The 20,514-nt window shown below is 63.8% G+C and carries 17 protein-coding genes and 3 pseudogenes; 8 read left to right on the forward strand and 12 right to left on the reverse strand.

Going from position 1 to position 20,514, the window contains the following annotated elements; all coding sequences use genetic code 11:
- Positions 1-31: 31 nt before the first annotated feature.
- A complete protein-coding gene (locus AB3X86_RS28360; RefSeq protein WP_368598576.1) occupies positions 32-541 on the reverse strand; it encodes a hypothetical protein in 510 nt (169 codons plus the stop codon).
- 161 nt (positions 542-702) lie between these two features.
- Here AB3X86_RS28360 and AB3X86_RS28365 point away from each other — a divergent pair.
- Together AB3X86_RS28365 and AB3X86_RS28370 are read left to right on the forward strand one after the other, a co-directional pair.
- Positions 703-1,396, forward strand: a pseudogene (locus tag AB3X86_RS28365) (GntR family transcriptional regulator).
- Positions 1,397-1,511: 115 nt separating this feature from the next.
- Positions 1,512-2,990 carry a diguanylate cyclase gene (locus AB3X86_RS28370; protein ID WP_368598577.1) on the forward strand — a complete coding sequence of 493 codons (1,479 nt, stop codon included), beginning with the start codon at positions 1,512-1,514 and terminating at the stop codon, positions 2,988-2,990.
- Positions 2,991-3,047: 57 nt separating this feature from the next.
- Here AB3X86_RS28370 and AB3X86_RS28375 read toward each other — a convergent pair whose 3' ends face one another.
- Positions 3,048-3,350, reverse strand: coding sequence for a putative quinol monooxygenase (locus AB3X86_RS28375; protein WP_176384599.1), 303 nt, complete (start codon positions 3,348-3,350; stop codon positions 3,048-3,050).
- Positions 3,351-3,454: 104 nt separating this feature from the next.
- A pseudogene (locus tag AB3X86_RS28380) lies at positions 3,455-4,048 on the reverse strand (ATP-binding protein); the annotation flags it as partial.
- On the opposite strand from AB3X86_RS28380, the pseudogene AB3X86_RS28385 reads away from it, so the two are divergent.
- Positions 4,042-4,422 (forward strand): annotated as a pseudogene (locus tag AB3X86_RS28385) (molybdopterin-dependent oxidoreductase); the annotation flags it as partial. The pseudogenes AB3X86_RS28380 and AB3X86_RS28385 sit on opposite strands and share 7 nt — an antisense overlap.
- Here the strand turns inward: AB3X86_RS28385 and AB3X86_RS28390 are convergent.
- Positions 4,419-5,387, reverse strand: coding sequence for an AraC family transcriptional regulator N-terminal domain-containing protein (locus tag AB3X86_RS28390; RefSeq protein ID WP_368598578.1), 969 nt, complete (start codon positions 5,385-5,387; stop codon positions 4,419-4,421). The pseudogene AB3X86_RS28385 and the gene AB3X86_RS28390 overlap by 4 nt on opposite strands.
- A 336-nt stretch (positions 5,388-5,723) precedes the next feature.
- Here AB3X86_RS28390 and AB3X86_RS28395 point away from each other — a divergent pair, with 336 nt between their 5' ends.
- Together AB3X86_RS28395 and AB3X86_RS28400 are read left to right on the forward strand one after the other, a co-directional pair.
- Positions 5,724-6,776 carry an NAD(P)-dependent alcohol dehydrogenase gene (locus AB3X86_RS28395; protein ID WP_368598579.1) on the forward strand — a complete coding sequence of 351 codons (1,053 nt, stop codon included), beginning with the start codon at positions 5,724-5,726 and terminating at the stop codon, positions 6,774-6,776.
- Positions 6,777-7,520: 744 nt separating this feature from the next.
- Positions 7,521-8,477, forward strand: coding sequence for a LysR family transcriptional regulator (locus AB3X86_RS28400; protein ID WP_368598580.1), 957 nt, complete (start codon positions 7,521-7,523; stop codon positions 8,475-8,477).
- Positions 8,478-8,510: 33 nt separating this feature from the next.
- On the opposite strand, the gene AB3X86_RS28405 is transcribed toward AB3X86_RS28400, so the two are convergent.
- The 6 genes from AB3X86_RS28405 to AB3X86_RS28430 form a co-directional block, all read right to left on the reverse strand.
- A complete protein-coding gene (locus tag AB3X86_RS28405) occupies positions 8,511-9,656 on the reverse strand; it encodes a nucleoside hydrolase (protein WP_368598581.1) in 1,146 nt (381 codons plus the stop codon).
- 167 nt (positions 9,657-9,823) lie between these two features.
- A complete protein-coding gene (zwf, locus tag AB3X86_RS28410) occupies positions 9,824-11,305 on the reverse strand; it encodes a glucose-6-phosphate dehydrogenase (RefSeq protein ID WP_368598582.1) in 1,482 nt (493 codons plus the stop codon).
- A 234-nt stretch (positions 11,306-11,539) separates the two neighbouring features.
- Complete coding sequence (lhpI, locus tag AB3X86_RS28415) at positions 11,540-12,472, reverse strand: bifunctional Delta(1)-pyrroline-2-carboxylate/Delta(1)-piperideine-2-carboxylate reductase (protein ID WP_368598583.1); 933 nt, start codon at positions 12,470-12,472, stop codon at positions 11,540-11,542.
- An 83-nt stretch (positions 12,473-12,555) separates the two neighbouring features.
- Positions 12,556-12,834, reverse strand: a complete 279-nt coding sequence (locus AB3X86_RS28420; RefSeq protein WP_176123124.1) for a hypothetical protein — start codon at positions 12,832-12,834, stop codon at positions 12,556-12,558.
- Between the two features lie 89 nt (positions 12,835-12,923).
- Positions 12,924-13,556 (reverse strand): C39 family peptidase, encoded by a 633-nt coding sequence (locus AB3X86_RS28425; RefSeq protein ID WP_368598584.1) that lies wholly within the window; start codon positions 13,554-13,556, stop codon positions 12,924-12,926.
- A gap of 52 nt (positions 13,557-13,608) precedes the next feature.
- On the reverse strand, positions 13,609-14,949 hold the full coding sequence (locus AB3X86_RS28430; RefSeq protein ID WP_368598585.1) for an NAD(P)/FAD-dependent oxidoreductase: 1,341 nt from the start codon (positions 14,947-14,949) through the stop codon (positions 13,609-13,611).
- A 234-nt stretch (positions 14,950-15,183) separates the two neighbouring features.
- On the opposite strand from AB3X86_RS28430, the gene AB3X86_RS28435 reads away from it, so the two are divergent.
- The 3 genes from AB3X86_RS28435 (at position 15,184) to AB3X86_RS28445 (ending at position 17,947) form a co-directional block, all read left to right on the forward strand.
- Entirely contained in the window at positions 15,184-15,438 is a 255-nt protein-coding gene (locus AB3X86_RS28435) for a helix-turn-helix domain-containing protein (RefSeq protein ID WP_018433135.1), read from the forward strand.
- 1 nt (position 15,439) lies between these two features.
- Positions 15,440-16,780 (forward strand): type II toxin-antitoxin system HipA family toxin, encoded by a 1,341-nt coding sequence (locus tag AB3X86_RS28440; protein WP_368598586.1) that lies wholly within the window; start codon positions 15,440-15,442, stop codon positions 16,778-16,780.
- A 312-nt stretch (positions 16,781-17,092) separates the two neighbouring features.
- The gene (locus tag AB3X86_RS28445) at positions 17,093-17,947 is read left to right on the forward strand and encodes a helix-turn-helix domain-containing protein (protein ID WP_368598587.1); all 855 of its coding nucleotides are present in this window, start codon (positions 17,093-17,095) and stop codon (positions 17,945-17,947) included.
- A gap of 40 nt (positions 17,948-17,987) precedes the next feature.
- Here AB3X86_RS28445 and AB3X86_RS28450 read toward each other — a convergent pair whose 3' ends face one another.
- Together AB3X86_RS28450 and AB3X86_RS28455 are read right to left on the reverse strand one after the other, a co-directional pair.
- Positions 17,988-19,835: a hybrid sensor histidine kinase/response regulator gene (locus AB3X86_RS28450; RefSeq protein ID WP_368598588.1), complete on the reverse strand. Its 1,848-nt coding sequence runs from the start codon at positions 19,833-19,835 to the stop codon at positions 17,988-17,990.
- Positions 19,805-20,374, reverse strand: a complete 570-nt coding sequence (locus AB3X86_RS28455; RefSeq protein WP_368598589.1) for a molybdopterin-dependent oxidoreductase — start codon at positions 20,372-20,374, stop codon at positions 19,805-19,807. Before AB3X86_RS28455 ends, AB3X86_RS28450 begins: the two co-directional genes overlap by 31 nt.
- Positions 20,375-20,514 lie beyond the last annotated feature (140 nt).

Consider the following 20,514-nt stretch of genomic DNA (forward strand, 5'->3'; position numbering starts at 1 on the left):
CTTGGGCTTGTCGTTTCGGTATCTGGTTCGCTCATTTTATGGTTATGACGGGGACTGAAGATTTAACTGGAATTTTGTCGAGTGCGCGCCCGCGCATATGGTTGCGAACAAGGTTGATGTGGCCTATCACAAGACTGACCTGCTCGAACAGCGCTGCCCGATGAAGGAAGAGTGGGCGGCGCATGTCTCCGGCATGGCGGGTTGATTGTAGAAGCGGTCGAAGAGAGGGGCACAAAAAAGCCGACTTGTGAGGGGCGGCATATTCTTCTCCACTATGCATGTTCCCGGATGATGAACAAATCGAACTCTTGCGCCATTGCTTCTTCATACCGGGGCCGCTTTCAATCCAAGAGTTCGGATTACCGGTCATGTTAGGAATGCCAGCAACTTCAAATTTGTCGCCACCGGCGGAATGCGGCTGAAAGTGCAACGGCTGGGCATCGCCGAGCAGCGCTGATGCGGCTCTATCGCGAGCTCTGGCTGCGCGCGCAGCGTTCAGCCGGGTTTGCCAAGTGGCTGGATCGTACTGGACAGACAGCACAGACTCGCCGTCCGGGTTACTGCCGGTCCTCGCTACGGGATTCCTTAACGGCGTGCTGCTGTAGGGTGACGGAAACAGGCTATTACGCGGACCTTTGATGGCAAGCAGGTTACCCCGGCGAACCTCTTCGAGAAGCGCGGTGATGATCCGTCAAGAACGCGATTCTCGCGGCGCTCGCGGCCGGCGAATGGAAAGGCGGCGAATGCATTCCTTCGGAAAAGCGCCTCGCCGAACGCTTCGGCGTGTCGATCGGCACGCTGCGCAAAGCCATCGACGAACTGTGCGCCGAGAACATTCTGATCCGTCATCAGGGGCTCGGCACCTTCGTGGCGATGCATCAGCGCGACCGGCACTTCTTCCGCTTCTTTCGCATCGTGCGGCGCGACGGCGACAAGGCCTACCCGGTCGTCACACTGATCGGGTTCAAGAAGGCGCGAGCGTCGCGCGAGGCGGCCGCCGCGCTCGGTATCGAGACCGGCGCGCGCGTGCTGCAGTTCGTCAACGGGCTCGCGCTGCACGGCAAGACCGTACTGATCGAACATATCACCGTGCCCGAAGCGCTGTTTCCCGGCTTGACCGAAAGCAAGCTGCGCGACCGGCCGAACACGCTGTACAACTTCTATCAGGACGGTTTTCGGCATCAACGTGGTCGAGACCGATGAGCATGTGAGCGTTGCGCTCGCCAATGAGCTCGAAAGCGCGCAGCTTGGCGTCGATGTCGGCGCGCCGCTGCTCGAGATTCGGCGCATCGCGCACTCGTATCACCGCAGCGCGGTGGAACTGCGCATTTCCCAGCTCAATACCGAGGAGTACGAGTACATCGGCACGCGCGCGGCGCGCGACGATCAGAAATAGCGGACCACCGTCACTCGCCAGGCACATCTGCGCAAAAACGACAGGCCAATCGTCTTTCATTTTCGGCCGGCGCCAACCTGTCTAAAATAGCCGCACTTCCGATTCCGAGAACCTCATGCTGGATACCCTCACGGGCGGCGCCGCGCCCATCAACGACGACTCCGGAATGTTCGAACTCGCGCCGGTGTCGCTGTGGCTCGAAGATTTCAGCGGCGTGCGCGCGTTGTTCGATGAATGGGGAGCCGCGGGCATGACCGATCTGCGCGCCCATTTCGCCGCAGACCCGCGCCACGTTGCCGAATGCGCTCACCGCATCCGCGTGATCAAGGTCAATCGGCAGACGCTCACGCAATTCGAGGCCGCCGATTTCGACACGCTGACGAGCAACCTCGCGTCGGTGTTCCGCGACGACATGCTGAAAACGCACCTGGAGGAGCTGTGCCAGCTCTGGGCCGGCCAGTCGAACTTCACGAGCCACACGGTCAACTACACGCTCGGCGGACGGCGCCTCGACGTGCTGCTCAAGGGTGCGGTGCTGCCCGGTCACGAGCAACGCTGGGACCGCGTGCTGGTGTCGACCGAAGACATCACCGAGCTCGAAGGCGCGCGGCGCCGTGTCGCGGAGGCGGAAGAATACGCGCGCGGGCTCTTCGAACATTCGCCGGTATCGCTGTGGGTCGAAGATTTCAGCGCGGTCAAACGCCTGCTCGACGGCGCGCGCGCGGCCGGCATCAACGATTTCCGGGTGTTTACCGACGTCCATCCCGAGTTCGTCGAACGCTGCATGGCGGAAATCCATGTGCTCGACGTCAACCACCACACGCTCGGTATGTTCGGCGCGAAGGACAAGAACACGCTGCTGGCGCGCCTCGCCGACGTGTTCCGCGACGAGATGCGCCCGCATTTCCGCGAGCAGTTGATCGACCTGTGGGACAACAAGCTGTTCCAGCAGCGCGAGGTGCTCAACTATTCACTCGACGGCAACGAGGTTCACGTACACCTGCAATTCTCGGTGCTGCCCGGCCACGAGCGGGACTGGGATCTCGTGCTCGTCGCGCTGACCGATATCACCGCGCGCAAGAAGGCCGAGGCCTACCTGGAATTCCTCGGCAAGCACGACGTGCTGACCAAGCTGCGCAACCGCTCGTTCTACGTCGACGAACTGAACCGGCTGGAACGCAAGGGACCGTGGCCCGTCACGATCATCATGGCCGACCTGAACGGCCTGAAGCGGGTGAACGATCAGCTCGGCCACGCGGCCGGCGACGCGCTGCTGCGGCGGGCCGGCGAAGTGCTCGCGAAGGCGATGGAGTCGCCGTTCCACGCGGCGCGGATCGGCGGCGACGAGTTCGCGATCCTGATGCCCGATACCGACGAGCGCGGTGGCGCGGCGATGATCGACGCGATTCGCCAGCTGGTCGAGATGAACAATCAGTTCTATCCGGGCTCGCCGCTGAGCTTCTCGATGGGCGCGGCGACCTGCCAGCGCGGCGATCGGCTGGAAGCGGGCGTGCAGCGCGCCGATCTGCTGATGTATGAGGAAAAGCGCGCGCACTACGACGCGCAGCCGGGCGTGGAGGCGGCGGCGAAGTAACGGCCGAGGGCGTCAGGCGTTCGCAACGCCGGCGCAACGCTCGACGTTCGAGTTCACTCAGCCCGGCAGCTTGGCTGCCAGCACATCCAGCCTGACGATGCTCGGCGGCGACGCGAACAGCTCGGCCGCCTTCTCCATCAACGCGGCCGCGACCTTGCCGTTCAGATGCGCGTCGCGGCCGGCTTCGTCGTCGAACGCATCGAAAATGGCGTAGATCGACGGACCGAGCTTCAGACCGAACCACGCGGCGGTGGCCGGTTCCTGCTCGACGAGCGGCAGGCCGCCGAGCAGAAACGCCTCGACTTCCTTTTCCTTGCCGGGCTTGGCTTCCAGACGGACATACAAAGCGAGCTTGACCATGATGCGACTCCTGGTGAGGTCGGCAGCGAACGATCCTTTCAAAGCGCTTTGAAAAGTATAGGCGGCGGCGTCTGACGCGGCGCCGAACCTACCCCGCGCGCAAGTCACCCGCCCGGAAAGCGCAGCTCGAAACGCACCACGCCCGGCAGCGGACACACCACGCGCGCGCTGCCGCCATGCAGATGCATGATCGCCTTCAAGATCGCGAGCCCGAGTCCGTTCGATTCCGTGAACGCGCTGCGCGCCGCGTCGCCGCGATAGAAGCGATCGAACAGCCGGTCGAGTTGCGCGGCCGGAATCGGCTCGCCCTCGTTCTCGACCGTCACCAGCGCGCCCGCCTGGTCCTGCTCGCCGCGAAGGCGCACGATCGTGTCGCCCGCGCCGTAACGCACCGCGTTGACGACCAGATTGTTGATCGCGCGGCGGCACAGCATTGGATTGGCCGACGCGATGCCTGCGGCGTCGACTTCGAAACGCATGCCGCGTTCGTCGGCCAGGCCTTCGAAATAGTCGGCGATTCTGACGAGCTCGCCATGCAGATCGACCGGCTGCCGCTCGATCAACGACGCAGCATGATCCGCATGCGCGAGAAACAGAATGTTCTCCGCGATATGGCTCAAGCGATTCAGCTCCTCCAGATTCGATTCGAGGAGTTGCTGATACTCGTCGGGTTCGCGCGGCTGCGCGAGCGCCACCTGCGCAGGTTTCGCAGATCGCGCGCCACGTGTGCATCGAGGGATGGAGCGCGATCGGGCAATGGAGCGGTGTGCCGTTTCGCACGTTTCTCCAAATGATCGGAGCCGATCTGAGCGCGCGCTACGTGGGCTTCAAATGCGCGGACCGCTATTACTCGAGCCTCGACATGGCGACCGCGCTGCATCCGCAAACACAATTGACGCTCGCTTTCCGCAACGCGCCGCTGCCGGCCAAATACGGTTATCCGCTCAAGCTGCGCGTGCCGACCAAGCTCGGCTTCAAGAAGCCGAAGCATATCGCCGCGATCTTCGTCACCAACACGAACCCCGGCGGCTACTGGGAAGATCAGGGCTACAACTGGTTCAGCGGACTCTAGACCGCGGTCACGTAACGCGGCACCGGCTTGGGCGCGCGCGGCAGCGGCGCATCGTGAGCGGCGCGCATGCGCTTGACCTCGTCGCCGGGACTCAGGCCGAATAGCCGTTTGAACTCGCGGCTGAACTGCGACGCGCTTTCGTAGCCGACCCGCGCGGCGGCCGCGCCGGCATTCAAACCATCCTGCACCATCAACAGACGCGCGTGATGCAGACGCGTAGTCTTCACGTACTGCATCGGCGACGTCGCGGTGACCGCCTTGAACTGCGCATGAAACACAGCGAGGCTCATGCCGGCCTCGGCTGCGAGCGTATCGACATCGAGCGAGCCGTGGTAGTCCGCATGAATGCGCCGCAGCGCCTTGGCGATGCGGCCAAAATGATTCTGGTGCGTGAGCGCCGCGCGAATCGCGCCGCCCTGCTCGCCGGTCAACACGCGATAACAGATTTCCCGCACGATGCCAGGGGCGAGGATGCGCGCATCGAGCGGCGCTGCGAGTGCTTCCATCAGACGCTTCACTGCGCCGCTCAGCGCGGGATCGAGCGGCGTCGAGTAGATGCCGGCCGGTTCGTGCTGCGCGATACCCTGAGTCTCATTGAGCGCCATCAGCAACTCGGCGACCATCGTCAGATCGACGCGCACGGAAATGCCGAGAAAAGGCTCCTGTTCGCTTGCTTCGGTCTCGCATTCGAACGGCAACGGCACCGACAACACCAGGTACTGCTGCGCGTCGTACTGGAACACCTGATCGCCGATAAAGCCGCGCTTGCGTCCCTGGCAGACGATCACGATGCTCGGCTCGTACATCACCGGCCTGCGCGCCATCGGCTGATTCGCGCGCAGCAGGTCGACGCCTTCGAGGCTCGAACGCGTAATGCCGGCATTCGGCGCGAGCAGGTTGAACAGTTCGAGCACGCGGCGCTGCGCCGCATCGTTCGTAACGGAATCGACAGCTTGAGTGGACATGACGATATGGTGACAGCCAGGAGAATAATGCCTGAAATTTAGCACCAAACAGTGTATCGCGCTGCTCCTCCAGAGTTTTAGGCAAACCTTCAAGACAATCAGGTATTCCCCGGCGGGTGTCGGACTCCTAAGATGGGAACCCTGCCGGATCGCCCATTTCGCCGCGCGCAGCGTGCCCGGTAATTGGCCACCATCAGTCTGCTGGACGCTGATGTTGGCCACCAATGCACGCGCCCGACTCCGGTTCATGCTGCGGCCCGCCGCATCCGCAACCCAGTGTTGCGCATCGCCGGCGCGTCGCATGTTGCGCCATCACCCTCTTTGCTGGAGCTACCCATGAGCACGACGTATGCCTATGCAGCGACCGACGCCACCACGCCGCTCGCCCCATTTGAATTCCAGCGCCGCGCACCGCGCGCCCATGACGTGCAGATGGAAGTGCTGTACTGCGGCGTGTGCCATTCCGACCTGCATCAGGCGCGCAACGAATGGAAGAACACCATCTACCCGGTCGTGCCGGGCCACGAAATCGTGGGCCGCGTGACCGCGGTCGGTCCGAACGTAACGAAGTACAAGGTCGGAGAACTGGTCGCGGTCGGCTGTCTGGTCGATTCGTGCCGCACCTGTTCGAGCTGCGCGGAAGGTCTCGAGCAGTATTGCGAGAACGGCTGGGTGGGCACGTACAACGGTGTCGATCGCGTCGACGGACAGATCACGTACGGTGGCTATTCGACGCAACTCGTCGTCGACGAGGCTTTCACGCTGCGCGTGCCGCAGAATCTCGACCCCGCGGGTGTCGCGCCGCTGCTGTGCGCGGGCATCACCACGTATTCGCCACTGCGCACGTGGGGCGTGGGCCCGGGCAAGAAGGTCGGGATTGTCGGCCTCGGCGGACTCGGCCATATGGGTGTGAAGCTGGCTCGGGCGATGGGCGCGCATGTCGTGCTGTTTACGACGTCGCCGTCGAAGATCGAGGATGCGAAGCGGCTTGGCGCGCATGAAGTTGTTGTTTCGAAGAATCCGCAGGAGATGGAAGCGCATGTGAATAGCTTCGATTTCATTCTCAATACGGTGGCGGCGCAGCATGATCTGAATCCGTTTTTGAATCTGCTGAAGCGGGATGCGACGATGACCTTGGTCGGTGCGCCGGAGCACGATCATCCGTCGCCGCAGGTGTTCAATCTGATTTTTAAGCGGCGGCGCCTTGCTGGTTCGCTGATTGGCGGTATTGCCGAGACGCAGGAAATGCTCGATTTCTGCGGGGAGCATGGCATTACTTCGGATATTGAAATGATTCCGATGCAGAAGATCAATGAGGCTTATGAGCGGATGCTCAAGAGCGATGTGAAGTACAGGTTTGTGATTGATATGGATTCAATGCGGAAGTAATAGCTGCTTGTTTGCCGCGCAGCGGGTGGCTGTTTTTGCGCCTGCGGCGCGGGGTTCTGTTTTGTTGTTGTGTTTTCTTTGCCTTCGCGCTTTTTCTTTGTTCTTAGGGTGTTGGCCTTTCCTTGATTTCTTGTCGGTCTATTAGCGTTGCCCCTGTGCGGGGCGGCACCTACTTTCTTTGCTGCTGCAAAGAAAGTAGGCAAAGAAGACAGCTCAAACCGCAAGCTCATAAGCGGGTCCCTCGGTCCGCGTGAGGTAGTGGTGCATCTGGAATCCGTGCCCTCGCACATTCCGCGTTAGTGACAAGGCTGTCATTCTTCCGGCGGCGCTGCGCGCGCCGAAACACTGTACTCAAACCATTGGTCGGTTCGGCGTGTCGCCGAGGCGCAGCCGATGGCCCCACTAACACAAAAAACACACTGGTTTCCCCTGCATACCGGTCCGCGACGCACGTAGTGCGGAGTGGGATGGATGACGGCTTTGTCACTGCCGTCGAATGTGCGGGGGTACGGATTCCAGATGCACCACTGCCGCGTGTGGGGCACGGTGCCCGCTTAAGAATTAGCGGTTTGAGCTGTCTTCTTTGCCTACTTTCTTTGCAGCAGCAAAGAAAGTAGGTGCCGCCCCGCACAGGGGCAACGCTAATAGACCGACAACAAATCAAGGAAAGGCCAACACCGCAAAGAACAAAGACGAACCACCCGCCGCAGGCAAAAAAAGAGAAACCTCATTTGGAGCATCCCAGTGATCGACAGAATAACTGCAATGCGCACATTCATCCGAATCGTGGACACCAACAGCTTCACCCGCGCAGCGGAGTCATTGAACATTCCGCGCGCAACCGCGACGACGATCGTACAGAACCTGGAAGCCTTGCTAGGAACAGCGCTATTAGTCCGCACGACGCGCCGCCTGAGCATCACACCAGAAGGCGCCGCCTATTACGAACGCTGCGCGCAAATACTGGCCGACATCGACGAAATGGAAGCCAGCATCCGCAACTCGACCGACAACCTGACCGGCCGCCTGCGCATAGAAATGCCGAGCGCAGTAGCAAGCGCAATCGTGCTTCCATCGCTAGACGAGTTCCACGCCCTCTACCCGAACCTCGATCTCGCGATCGGCGTCAGCAACCGCACCGTCGATATGGTTTCCGAAGCAATCGACTGCAGCATCCAGCTCGGTGAATTGCCCGATTCCAATCTCGTCGCGCGCCAACTCGGCACGCTCGATCAGGTCACCTGCGCGAGTCCAGCCTATCTGGCCCGCCACGGCACGCCAGCCGATCTCGACGAGCTGCGCGCGCACGTCGCGGTCAACTGCGTGTCGCCGCATAGCGGCCGCGAATGCGACTTCGATTTCGAAGTGGACGGCGAAGCGCGCAAGATCAAGCTCAACGGCTTCGTGCAGGTCAGCGACGAACAGGCGTACCTCACCTGCGGATTGCAAGGCCTCGGCATGATCCAGCCCGCGCGCATCGCCGCACAGCCTTACCTCGACTCGGGCTTGCTGCATGAAGTGCTGCCGCAATGGAAACCCGTGCCGATGCCGGTCTCGGTCGCGTACGTGAAAAACCGCCGCGTGTCGCCGCGCGTGCGCGCGTTCGTCGATTGGCTCGCAGAGCTGTTCGAGAAGGCCGGCCACGTCGAGCAGGATCTGTCGCGCGTGCGTCAGTTGCTGCGCGGCCTGCATCCCGCATAAAGCGGGTGCGGGCGCGCGGCGCTCGCGCGTTGCTTAGTCGATCGGCCGCACCGGCACGGGCCTCGTCAACAGATCGACATAGAAATTGAAGAACGCCGGATTATCAAAACATTTGACGATCGTCATCTTCTGCAAACCCGGCGGCGGCGAACTCGTGTAGCCCGTTGCCTTGCCATCGTTGGCGCCGATGCCCGTATCCACATCCACCCATTCCTCGACGGTCTGCGTCGCGAACGACGGATGCATCAGATACGCGAGCGTCAGCGTGTCCCAGATGTTCGTCGTGTAGTTCGGATTGGTCTCGAAGCCGTTCTTGCCGTCGTAGCCGTAACCGTTCAGCGTCCTGAACAGTTGCGTGATGATGGTCTGCTTCGCCGGATCGTGTGCAATGCGGTCGTAAAGCGCCTTGTCCATTTGCACGGTATTCGTTACGTCGAGCGGAATCACCGTCTGTTTGATCGGCAGATGCAGCACTGTTTTCGCCGCTTCGGGATCGAACCACCAGTTGAATTCGGCAGTGGGCGTGGTATTGCCCCGCACGTCGATCGCGCCGCCCATGTAGATGATCCGTTTGATCAGCGGCACGATTTCGGGGTGCTCGCGGGTGGCCAACGCGATGTTGGTCAGCGGGCCGATTGCGAGGATCGTCACCTCGCCCGGATAGCGCTTCACCGATTCGGCGATGAAGTCGATCGCGCTCTGGCTTCGCACCTTGGTGTGCGTCGCGAAGCCATCCGGGGGCGCGACGAGCTCGCTTGCCGATTTCGGCTCGGGCTTGCTCCATGCGCCAATGTAACCGTCCCCGCCGGGGAATTCTTTCAGTTCCCGCTGGATCGTCGTGAAGTCGTGCGACAGCGCGTAATTCGCGCCCGCATACACGCCGATCTGTTGTTCGACACCGAGCCGCTCGACCGATTTCAACGCATCGGCAACACCCTGCTTGAGCCACTGATTGCCGGACACCACGGTAATGCCGAGCACTTTCAGCGAACCCTGCGCCTGCAATTGCGCGGCCATCACGCCGAGTTGCCCGTCGTCGCCGAGCGTGTTGTAGTCGCTGTCGATGATCACCTTCGGCGGATCGCTTCGGGCATTGACACCGGTGCTGGCGTAAGCCGTGAGATCGAGTGTGATTGCCACGCTTGCCGCCCAGATTAATGCCACGAGAATTCGCCTCATCGATGCCTCCTTTGAAATGCCGCTGAATGACGCGGACAAGGAAACCATCATAGGCGCAAGCCATGTGAATGACGAACAATCAACGCAACGACAGCGCAAGCAAAAGCGGCTCGCGACGCCACTGCAACGTCGCGAGCCGCCTCGAATAGCGCGCCGTCAAAGGCCCATTACTGCGCTTCCTCCGCCCACACGGCGTTCTCCCGCGTCATCAGCGAGGTCGATGCCGCCGGTCCGAACGTGCCCGCCGAATACGAGCGCGGCCGCTCGCCCGACTTCGCCCAGCCGTCGAGAATCGGCTCGGCCCACGCCCATGCCGCTTCGAGTTCGTCGCGGCGCATGAAGTGTGTCAGCCGTCCGCGAATCACGTCGATCAGCAGCCGCTCATAGGCTTCCGCGCGACGCTCGGTGAACGCCTGCTGCAGGTCCAGGTTCAGGTTCACCGGCAGCATATGCATGCCGCTGCCGGGTTCTTTCGCGAGCACCTGCAGCTGGATCGACTCTTCCGGCTGCAACTGGATCACCAGACGATTGCCGTAGGTGCGTCCATTGCTCGGAATGATCGAGAACGGCAGCTCGGAGAATTCGATGACGATCTCCGACAGCTTCTTCTGCATCCGCTTGCCGGTGCGCAGGAAGAACGGCACGTTGGCCCAGCGCCAGTTGTTGATCCGCGCGCGCAATGCGACGAAGGTTTCGGCGCGGCTGCCCGCCGGCACGTTTTCTTCTTCGAGGTAGCCCTTGACCGCCTCGCCATCGACGGCGCCCGCCGTGTACTGGCCGCGCACCGTGTCGCGGGCGATGTCCTCGGGCGTCATCGGCCGCAGCGAGCGCAGCACCTTCAGCTTTTCGTCGCGCACCGCGTCGGGATCGAGCGACACCGGCGGCTCCATCGCGACGATGCACAGCAGTTGCAGCAGGTGGTTCTGCACCATGTCGCGCAGCGCGCCGGTCTTGTCGTAGAACCCCGCGCGAGTGCCCACGCCGACCGTTTCGGCCACCGTGATCTGCACGCTCTTGATGTACGGCGCCTGCCACAGCGGCCCGAAAATCGGATTGCCGAAGCGCAGCACCATCAGGTTCTGCACGGTTTCCTTGCCGAGGTAGTGGTCGATCCGGTAGATCTGCGATTCTTCGAAATGCTTGCCGACCGCGTTGTTGATCTCCTGCGCGGACGCGAGATCGTGGCCGAGCGGCTTTTCGAGCACCACGCGCGAATGGCTGTCGACGAGCCCGGCCGCCGACAGGTTGTCACAGATATTGGTGAACAGATCCGGCGACGTCGCCAGATAGAACACGCGGTTCACGCCGTCGCGCGACGCTTCCTTCAGACGCAGGTAGTCTTCGCGCGAATCGACGTCCATCCGCACGTATTCGAAAATCGCGAGAAATTTGTCCCACGCGGATGCATCGAACGCCTTCTTGTCGATGAAGGGCTTGGCCTTCTGCTCCATGAATTCGCTGATGTATTCCTCGCGCGACCAGGGCTTGCGCCCGATCGTCAGAATGCGGGTGTCCGGCGGCAGGTTGCAGTGCAGATGCGCCATGTACAGCGCGGGCAGCAGCTTGCGGAACGACAGGTCGCCGGTGCCGCCGAAGATGATCATGTCGAGCGGCAGGTCGGGTGTGGCAGGAGCTTGTTGGGTCTTCATGGCACGGTCGCAGCGTCTAGGGGGAAGGCGTCGATCAGGAATCGGCGGCGGGCGGACGGGCTATGGCTCACGTCCGGTATGGCGCTTTTTCCGGCAAACTTCTATGGTGCAACGTTTTGAGATAGTTTGCACGGCAACATCTGCCGCAGGTTAGCGCAAGTTGCCAAGCTTGCGCGCCACGCGGTTGTTTTTTCGGGATATTTTGCGTGATTTTGGCGGGTGGACTGCCGACGGTCAGCCGCGCGCCAGCGCGTCTCGCGCTACCCGGCACGCGGCCAGATCCCACGCCGCGCAGCCGACGCTCTTGAATACCACCGGTCCCGCCGGCACCGGCTGCGTCTTACCGAGCACCGCGGCGATCCCGCCCACCCGCGCCCAGTCGACGCCCGCCTGGATGAAATCGCCGGCCTCGTGCTTCGCGCCGGCCTCGTCGTCGACGAACAGCGCGCTGCCCGCGATCGTCGTCGCGCCGATCTCGACCATCTGCGGCGTGAAAGCGCCGATCCCGATCACGAGCCGCTCGGCGCGCGCCGTCTCGTCGTAGACCGGCTGTTTGCTCGTGGTCAACGCGATCACGACCTCGATCGAAGCCGGAATCGTCGCGCCGGTTTCCGCGAGCGGCCGCAACTCCCGCGCCTTGCCGCGTTGCGCCGCGCAGAACGCTTCGGCGCGCGCAGGCGTGCTGCCCTTGACCCACACGCACGCGTCGGGAAACCGTTCGCCGATCGCTTCCAGATGATTGAGCGCCTGCGTGCCGGTGCCGATCAGCAGGAATTCGCGCGGCGTGCGCGCGGCGAACGTCGCGATGCCGAGCATCGACATCGCCGCGGTCCGACGGCCGGTCACGGTCGGACCGTCGAGGACGAACAGCGTCTCGCCGGTATCGGCATCGAAGGCCATCACCTGGCCGTGGATCGTCGGCAGATGGCGAGCGCCGTTGCTCGCGCACACGTTGACGAGCTTGTGGATCGCCAGATCGGGCGCGGTGGCGGGCATCGACAGCATGATGCCGCCGGCGTTCAGCGGCACGACGAGCCGCTCGGGGCTCACGATGCGTCGTTGCGCGTAGTCGATGCTTGCGCGCCGCAATGCGTCGACAAGCGCCGCATAAGGCATCAGCCGCGCGGTGGCGGCGGCGTCGAAGATCTGCGTGGTCGGGCGGGTCATGGGCGGGACGGTCCAATGGTGGATGGAGTGGGCATGGCGTCACCGTAACCGAGCGCAAGAAAATTGACTAGTCGTGTGGGCGGCTACTTCCCGCCGTTACCGTCGCGGTTCTGGTCGCCGTTCTTGCCGTTGCCGTTACCGTTGCCGTTGCCGAACATCGCCCGACACGCCGGGCTCAGTTCGTCGAGGTGCCGCTTCATGCAGGCGATGATCTTCGCCCGGTGCGGAATCTCCGCGGCGCAGAAATGGAACGCATCATGACGGCAAGCATGGGCCTGTTCTTCGCGGGTTGCTGCCTGCGCGGCGCTGGCAGCGTCGAGCACGACGAGGCTGGCAGCAAGCAGGCGGAAGGCTCGATTCATGGGAGATCCGATAGGTCGCACGTCGAAGATGCTGCCTCAGCAGGAAGCAGACCCGAATCGCGAAGGCCGCGTGATGCCCAGCGCGCCAGCTAGCTCGTGCAGCGGCCGAGCGTCATCCCCCGCCCCGCATAGAAACGCGACATCGTCGCGAACGGCAGGTACACGTCGGACTGATGCGGCGCGACGCCCGACGGGTTATGGAACCACACGCCGTCGCGATCCCGGCCGTGCAGCAGGATCAGATGACCGCCCCGCTGTAGGTTCGGCCGCTCCGGATAGCGGATCTCGGGGCTCACCGACACGATCGCGAGCGTATCCGCGTCGAGCCGCGCCGCGATCTCCTCGAGCGACGCCTGCGGCAGCACGTCGATATCGAGGCCGAAGGCCGGGCCCGCCCAGTCGGCGAACGGCCGGTAGATCAGCCCCTCGACACCGCCATCGTCGCGCAGCCGATACACGCCGTGCCGCAGCGCGTCGTCGAGCAATGCGGCGCGCGGCGCGTGATCGATGCCCCAGTAGTCGAGCGCCGATTCAAGGCACGTCAGCCCGCACAGGCGTTGCGCCCAGAAACGATAGTGCTCGGGGTCGGCGAAACCGCTGCGCTGCCAGTGCGGGTCGTCACACGGATCGCGCCGCTGTTCGACGATGTCGCGCACCCACTCGGGGCTGCCCCATTGCGTGTAGTACGGAACATCGGCGTGGCGGAGAACGGGTTCGGTCATCGCTGGTATCGGTCAGGTTGAGTTGTACCGGGTCGGGTTGCGTTGCGCGCGGTTAAAGCATGCTGCGCGGCCGCTTCATCGTGCCGTCAAAGAAACGCTGCAAACGGAACGCCGACAGATCGAGCGACGCGTTGCCGCCATCGTTGAGTTCAGCGAGCAGCTTGCCGACGATCGGCCCCATCGCGAACCCATGTCCGCAAAAACCGGTCGCAATCGTCAGGCCAGCGACCTGCGGCGGCGCATCGATCACAGGAATTCCGTCGGGCAACACGTCGATCAGCCCGGCCCACGCCTCGACCACCTGGGCGTCGCGCAACGCCGGAAACAGCGCGCGCAGCTTGTTGAGCGCGCGCGGCGCGTGGCTCGGGTTAGGCTGCGGATGCGGGTCGCGCGGATAAAGCACACGTTCGGCGTCGGGCACGCCGCCCGGCAGACGCTCGCGCAGATCGCGCAGACAGGCGCCGTTCAGATGGAAGCTGAACTTCTCGCGCTGCGTCCACAGTTCCGGCAAAAACCACTTGAGCGCGCGGAAATGGCCGAGCGTCATGTCGACGTCGACCTGCATGTCGTCGGCGAGGTTGATCGCGCCGTTCGCGCGCTGCCGGATGCCGAGGCCGTGCCCCCAGAACGTCGACGCCGTGATCGGCGGCAGCGGATTGGTGCGCATGCAGGTACCGCGCACCGCCTGCTGAGGCAGTTCGAGACCGAGCGTCCTGAGGAGCCGCCAACTGCTCGCGCCGGCCGCGCAGATCAAACGCGAGGTACGAATCGTGCCGCGCTCCGTGACCACGCCGGCGATCGCGCCACCCGCGCGTTCGACGCCGACCACGCCGCAGCCCTCGAAAAACTGCGCGCCGGCTTCGGCCGCGCGCGCCGCGAACGCCGCGGCCGCACGGCGCGGTTCGGCCTGACCGTCGCTCGGCGTGTATAGGCCGCCGAGCGCGGGCCCCTGCATGCCGGTGACGACGGCGTCGATCTGCCCGCGGTCGAGCGTGCGGGTGTCGAGGCCATACTGACGCGCGACTTCGAGCCATTGCTGGAACGAAGTCCAGTCTTCGTCATTGGTCGCGACATACAGGCAACCGCCCTGGCGCCATTCGAGATCGAAATTCAGCTCACGCTCGAGTTCTTTCCACAATGGAATACACGCCATCATCAGCGGCACCTCGGCGGCTTCGCGACCCTGCTGGCGCACGAAGCCCCACGCGCGCGACGACTGCTGCCCGGCGATCCGCGACTTGTCGAGCACCACCGCCGACAGGCCGCGCCGCGCCAGGTAATAAGCGGCCGCGCAGCCCATGATGCCGGCACCCGCGATCACGACGTCGGCGCGGCTGGGAAACGGTTGGTCGGCGGGCGTGAAGGTCGAGTGCAGCGGGTAAGTCGTGGTCATTGGTTGGGCGGGTTGGAGACGTGGGCGTCATCTTCGCAGTGGCGGCCATTGTCCGCAATGCCGCGTGAGTTCGGCACCGCTGCTGGTCGCAGCCGGGACGACGACGCGCCGGCTCCTGCCGGATTCCGCGATTATCCGTCACACGGATATTCGTCGATTATCTGTCACGCAAATATTTGACAAATATTCGTGTAACGCATAAATTGCGTTTATTCGTCTCGCAAATAATCCGCTATGCTCCATCTGATCACCACGTCGGACCAGCTCGCGCAGTTGCTGGCGGCCAGCCGCCGCCAGGCCGGCTTCACGCAGACCGAGGCGGCCGCGCGCGTCGGCGTGAGCCAAAGCCGCATTTCCGCGCTCGAAACCGATGCGAGCGGGCTCACGCTTACGCAGCTGCTCGCGCTCTGCGGCGCCTACGGCCTGCAACTGCAGTTGCGCGACAAAAATCAGCCGAGCGCCGAGCCGGCACCGAACGTCGAGTGGTGAGATGGCCCGGCAAACCGCCTCGAAGGCATTGTCGGTCTGGGCCAACGGCGAGCGCGTCGGCGTCTGGCGCCTGCCCGCGCGTGGTCCGATGGAGTTCGCCTACGACGCCGCCTGGATCGCGTCGCCCGCGGGTCGTCCGTTGTCGCTGTCGCTGCCGTTCACGCCCGGCAACATGACGCACAAAGGGCCGCGGGTGCTCAACTACTTCGACAACCTGCTGCCCGACAGCGACGCTATCCGCAAACGCATCGCGCAGCGCTACCGGACCGAAACGCTCGACGCGTTCGACCTGCTGCGGGCCATCGGCCGCGACTGCGTCGGCGCGGTCCAACTGCTCGGCGAAGACGACGCGCCGGCCGGGGTTCAGCGCATCGAAGGCACGCCGCTCTCCGACGACGACATCGAGGCGCTGCTCGCGCAAACGGTCGGCAAACCGACGCTCGGCGCGCCCGACGAACCCGACGACTTCCGCATCTCGCTCGCCGGCGCGCAGGAGAAAACCGCGCTGCTGTGGCACGACGGCCAATGGCAGCGGCCGCACGGCGCGACGCCGACCACGCATATCTTCAAGCTGCCGTTGGGGCTAGTCGGCAACCGGCTCGCCGATCTGAGCACGTCGGTCGAAAACGAGTGGCTGTGCATGCGGATTCTGCGCGAGTTCGGCCTGCCGGTCGCGAACACGGAGGTGCTCAGCTTCGGCCAGCAGCGCGTGCTCGCCGTCGAACGCTTCGACCGGCAGATGCATTCGAGCGGCAGCTGGCTATTGCGTTTGCCGCAGGAAGATTTCTGCCAGGTGTACGGCGTGCCGTCGCATCGCAAGTACGAGAACGAGGGCGGCCCCGGCGTGCTCGATCTCGCGCGGATTCTGCAGCAGTCGGTCGATGCGCGGCAGGACCTCGAGACCCTGCTCGCGAGCCAGATCCTGTTCTGGATGCTGGCCGCGCCGGACGGCCACGCGAAGAACTTCAGCATCCGTCTGCTCGCGGGCGGCCAGTACCGTCTGACGCCGCTATACGACGTGATGTCGATCTGGCCGGTCGAAGGCAATGGCCCGAACCAGTGGTCGTGGTACAAGGCGCGGCTTGCGATGGGTCTGTGGTCGCGCAGCAAGCACGATGCGTTTCGCGACGTGCAGCGGCGTCATTTCAACGCGATGGCGTTGAAGTGTTCGTACGGCGCCAACGCCGAGCCGCTGATCCAGCGTCTGATCGAGCAGACGCCCGGCGTGATCGAGCGGGTGTCGGCGGCGTTGCCCGAGCGCTTTCCGGGCAAGGTCGCCGAGCGGATTTTCAAGGGACTTCAAAACTCGGCGGCCCGGCTCGACACGATGCCGGCGAGTTGAACGCTTTGCGGCCAGAAGCCGGAACCGTTGGCTTGCGCACAACTCATTCGTGGATTCCCTACGGTTTCGTCATCGTTTCACCGGTAGAATGCTTTTTGATGCTCAATGCATCAAAAGTCACCCGCGCGACGGCTGCGTCGCTTGCATTAGCGGCCTCGGCGACGGTCTGACAAAATCATAAACAGTGAATTTTTTTACGGTACATTTGCTGTCCCCGCGTGGCCGATTCATGCGCATTGCATGCGCAAGGTCGGCTTGCGCCTGTCGACCGCGTACCACCTGTACCTTTTAACTCGCGGATTTTCACGCAGCATGGCCAACGAAACACACTCACCGGACTCCATCGCGGTTGCCGAGCGCGTGCGCGAGTTGATGAGCCGGCATGGAATCGGCAAGCGCCAGCAAACCACGGAGCTATGCCGCATCCTCGATCTGAGTTTTTCTCAGGGGCACCGCAAACTGCGCGGCAATAGTCCATGGACGCTGTCGCAGATCAAGAAAGTCGCCGAGGTATTCGACGAACCGGCGGCGCAGCTGTTCGGCGCGCAGTCGCTCGATCCGGGCGTGGTCGGCGCGATCGCCCAGGAGGCGGTGTTCTGCATCGGCGCGACCGAAATCGCCTGTACCGCGTGGGTCGGCGCTGCGCTAGAACCGGGCAGCCGTCCGGAATTCGTCGCCTATTCGCGGCTCGGTCAATGGCGTGTCTCGCGACATGATGGCGCGCTGTATCAGAGCGCCTATGAAGTCCACAAGATCGAGATCTATCCGCGCCGCGCCGAAACCGACAAGCCTTGCATCGCGGTCGTCGACGACGATTGCGCGAGCGCCGATAACCTGCGCGACTATCTGGAGCGCAGCGGCTTCGCGGCGGTCGCGATCTATGGGCTCGCGGCCTTCAGCGAGCAGTTGCAAACGCAGGTGTTCGACGGTGTGATCATCGACTGGCTGTTCGGCTCGCAGACCTCGGCGGCCGCGATTCGCGCGGTGCGCGCATCGGAGAACCCGGACGCGCCGATCTTCGTGCTGACCGGCGAGCTGCTGACCGGCAAGGCCAGCGAATCGGAGATCAGCGAGGTGATCCGCGATTACGACGTCGCGTGCTACGAAAAGCCCGCGCGCATGGCGATCCTCGTCGCCGATCTGTCGAAGCGGCTGAATCGCCCCTGAACCGCTGGCGCCGATGCGCGCCCCGGGCGCGGCGCCGCCCTCACGCCTGATGCCGCGCCGCCAGCGCGCGCTGCAGCGCGTGCTTCAGATCCTCGTAATGGACCGGCTTTAACAGCGCCTCGAACACCGACGGCGCGCCAGTCACCCCACCTTCATCATCCCGCACGACCTCCGGCGCGTACGCGCTGACCACGATCACCGGCACGCCCGCCGACGGTCCACCGCGCACCGCGAAGTCCTCGAGAAACGTGTAGCCGTCGCGCCCCGGCATATGCAGATCGAGCAGCACCACTTCGCACCGGTGTGTATCGAGCCACGCGAGCGCGTCGTTCGCGTTGCCGAGTGCGAGCGAGTCGTAGCCCATGTGCGCGACCATTTCGCTGAGTGACTCGCGGATCAGGCTGTTATCGTCGATGATCAGCACGCACGGTTGCGCGCCGTCCGGCTCGGCTTGCGCCGCGACGTCGGCCGGCTCGACGGTGGCGACCGGCACGACCGGAATCGTCACCGTGAAGCGGGTGCCCTCGCCGACCGTGCTCGCGACTTCCACCGTGCCGCCGAACAGCTTGACGAGCCCTTGCACGATCGTGAGCCCCATGCCGGCGCCTTCGAAACGGCGCGAGCGCTTCGCGTCGAGCTGAGTGAACTCCTCGAAGATCAGCGGGATCTGCTCGGACGGCACGCCCGGTCCCGTATCGCTGACGACGAAAACCAGCAGCGCCGGCTGCTGGCGCAGCTCGACGCGCACCGTGCCGGTCTCGGTGTAGCGGATCGCGTTGGTGACGAGGTTGTTGACGATCTGCCGGATGCGGTGCGGGTCCGACTCGACGAGCCCGCTCGCGCCGCTCGCCTCGCTTTCGAGCTTCAGGCCGCGCGCCTTGGCGGACATCGTGTGTTCATCGACGATCGATGCCAGCAGCTCGCGCGGCTCGAAATGCTGGTGCCGCAGTTCGAGCTTGCCGGCGCCGAGGCGCGCGTAGTCGGTCAGGTCCTTCATCTGCGCTTCGAGATGGCGCGCCGCGGTTTCGAGCCGCTGGATCACCTTGCGGTCGGCCTCCGTGTGATAGTGGAAGCCGAGCAGTTCCACCGACGACACGATCGCATGCAACGGCGTGCGCAGCTCATGGCTGATCATGCCGAGAAACGCATCCTTCGCGAGGCTCGCCTCGCGCGCCGCGCGGCTTGCCTGATGCTCGGCTTCCAGCGCCGCGCGCTGCTGGCGCATGAGCCGCGTGCGGCGCCGGCCGTTGAGCACGAGCAGCAGCGTCGCCGCCGCCGACAGCAACAGCAGCACCAGACCACCCGCGAAAAGGAGGCGGCGTTTGTCGATGAAATCGCGGTTCATCGCTTCGCGGTCGGCGACATCGGCGAAACGGCGCGACAGCGCAAGATCGTTGACCTCGCTCCAGTGCTGGCGCAGCTGCGCGTCGATCCGCGCGGCACGGGTGCGGTCGCGCGGCAGTACGTCCATCTCGGGCTGGATGTCGTCGAGCACATTCTCGAGCGTCCTGATTTCGTCGATCTGCCGTTGCAACAGAGCGAGCTGCGCGGAGAGCCGCTGCGTCGAGCCGGCCATCACGCGCAGCTTCGATTGCAGCAGTTGGAAGCGCAGCAGCAACCGCTGATAGTCGTCGTCGGCGCCGGACTGATACAGCAGCAGCTGGTTCTCGAAGCGAGCGTAGGCGATCTGCAGTTGTGCGGCGTCCCAGTAGAAACCATCGTAGGTGCCGGTCAACTGCTCGGTCGCGCGCGGGTTCAACAGGTTCGCATACAGCAGGTAGCCGATCGCGCCGACGGGCGCGGCGAGCGCCATCAGCCAGATCAGCACGTACATCGCGCGCCGCCACGGACGACGCGCTATTTGACGATGAGGGCCTTGATCTGCCATACGAATTTCGAGTCGCCGACCGCGCCAGTCAGTTCATCCGGAAAAGCGTCGCGCGGATAGATCAGAAACAGCGGCCCGAAGTCGCTGAGTTTCAGGCGCTGGCCGTTCATGCTGTACGCGACGATCACGCCGTAGCGTTCGCAGTCCGCGACCGGCACCGTGTAGGTGTAATCGTCGTACGTGTGAAGCTCGATTTCGCTGCCGCGCGCGCCGACGGCCTTCAGGATGTCGGCGAGCCTGGGACCGGCGAACGTCGAGCGCGGTGTCCAGGTGGTCGAAGTCGTGATCGTATGCACGGGCAGCGCGAGCAGTTGAGCCTCGTCGAAGTGATAGCTGCGATGCGCGGCGTCGTTGGTGTTGGCGATCTTGCCCTCGACGTCGAGCGCCAGCGCCGGCGACTGCCGCACGCCCGGCTGGGCATGCGCGCCACAGACGGTAAGCCCGACGATCAGTCCCGCGAGCCCCGCTAGCCAGCGCATCCGCGAGGGCACACCGGTTTCGCCGGCTGCATTGCGCGGCGTTGCAATCAGGTTGGCCATTTGCTTTTTTTATCCGTTTTAGTTGATTCGCCGGACCGTGGGCGGCGCCACGGTCAGCCGATCTTATGCCACGCGAAGTGTTGCGCCATACCGTGCAGTCAAACGCGTGCCACCCCGACACGCGACCTTTGACCCGCATG

This window comes from Paraburkholderia sp. BR14374 (assembly GCF_040948685.1).
GTDB lineage: Bacteria > Pseudomonadota > Gammaproteobacteria > Burkholderiales > Burkholderiaceae > Paraburkholderia > Paraburkholderia youngii.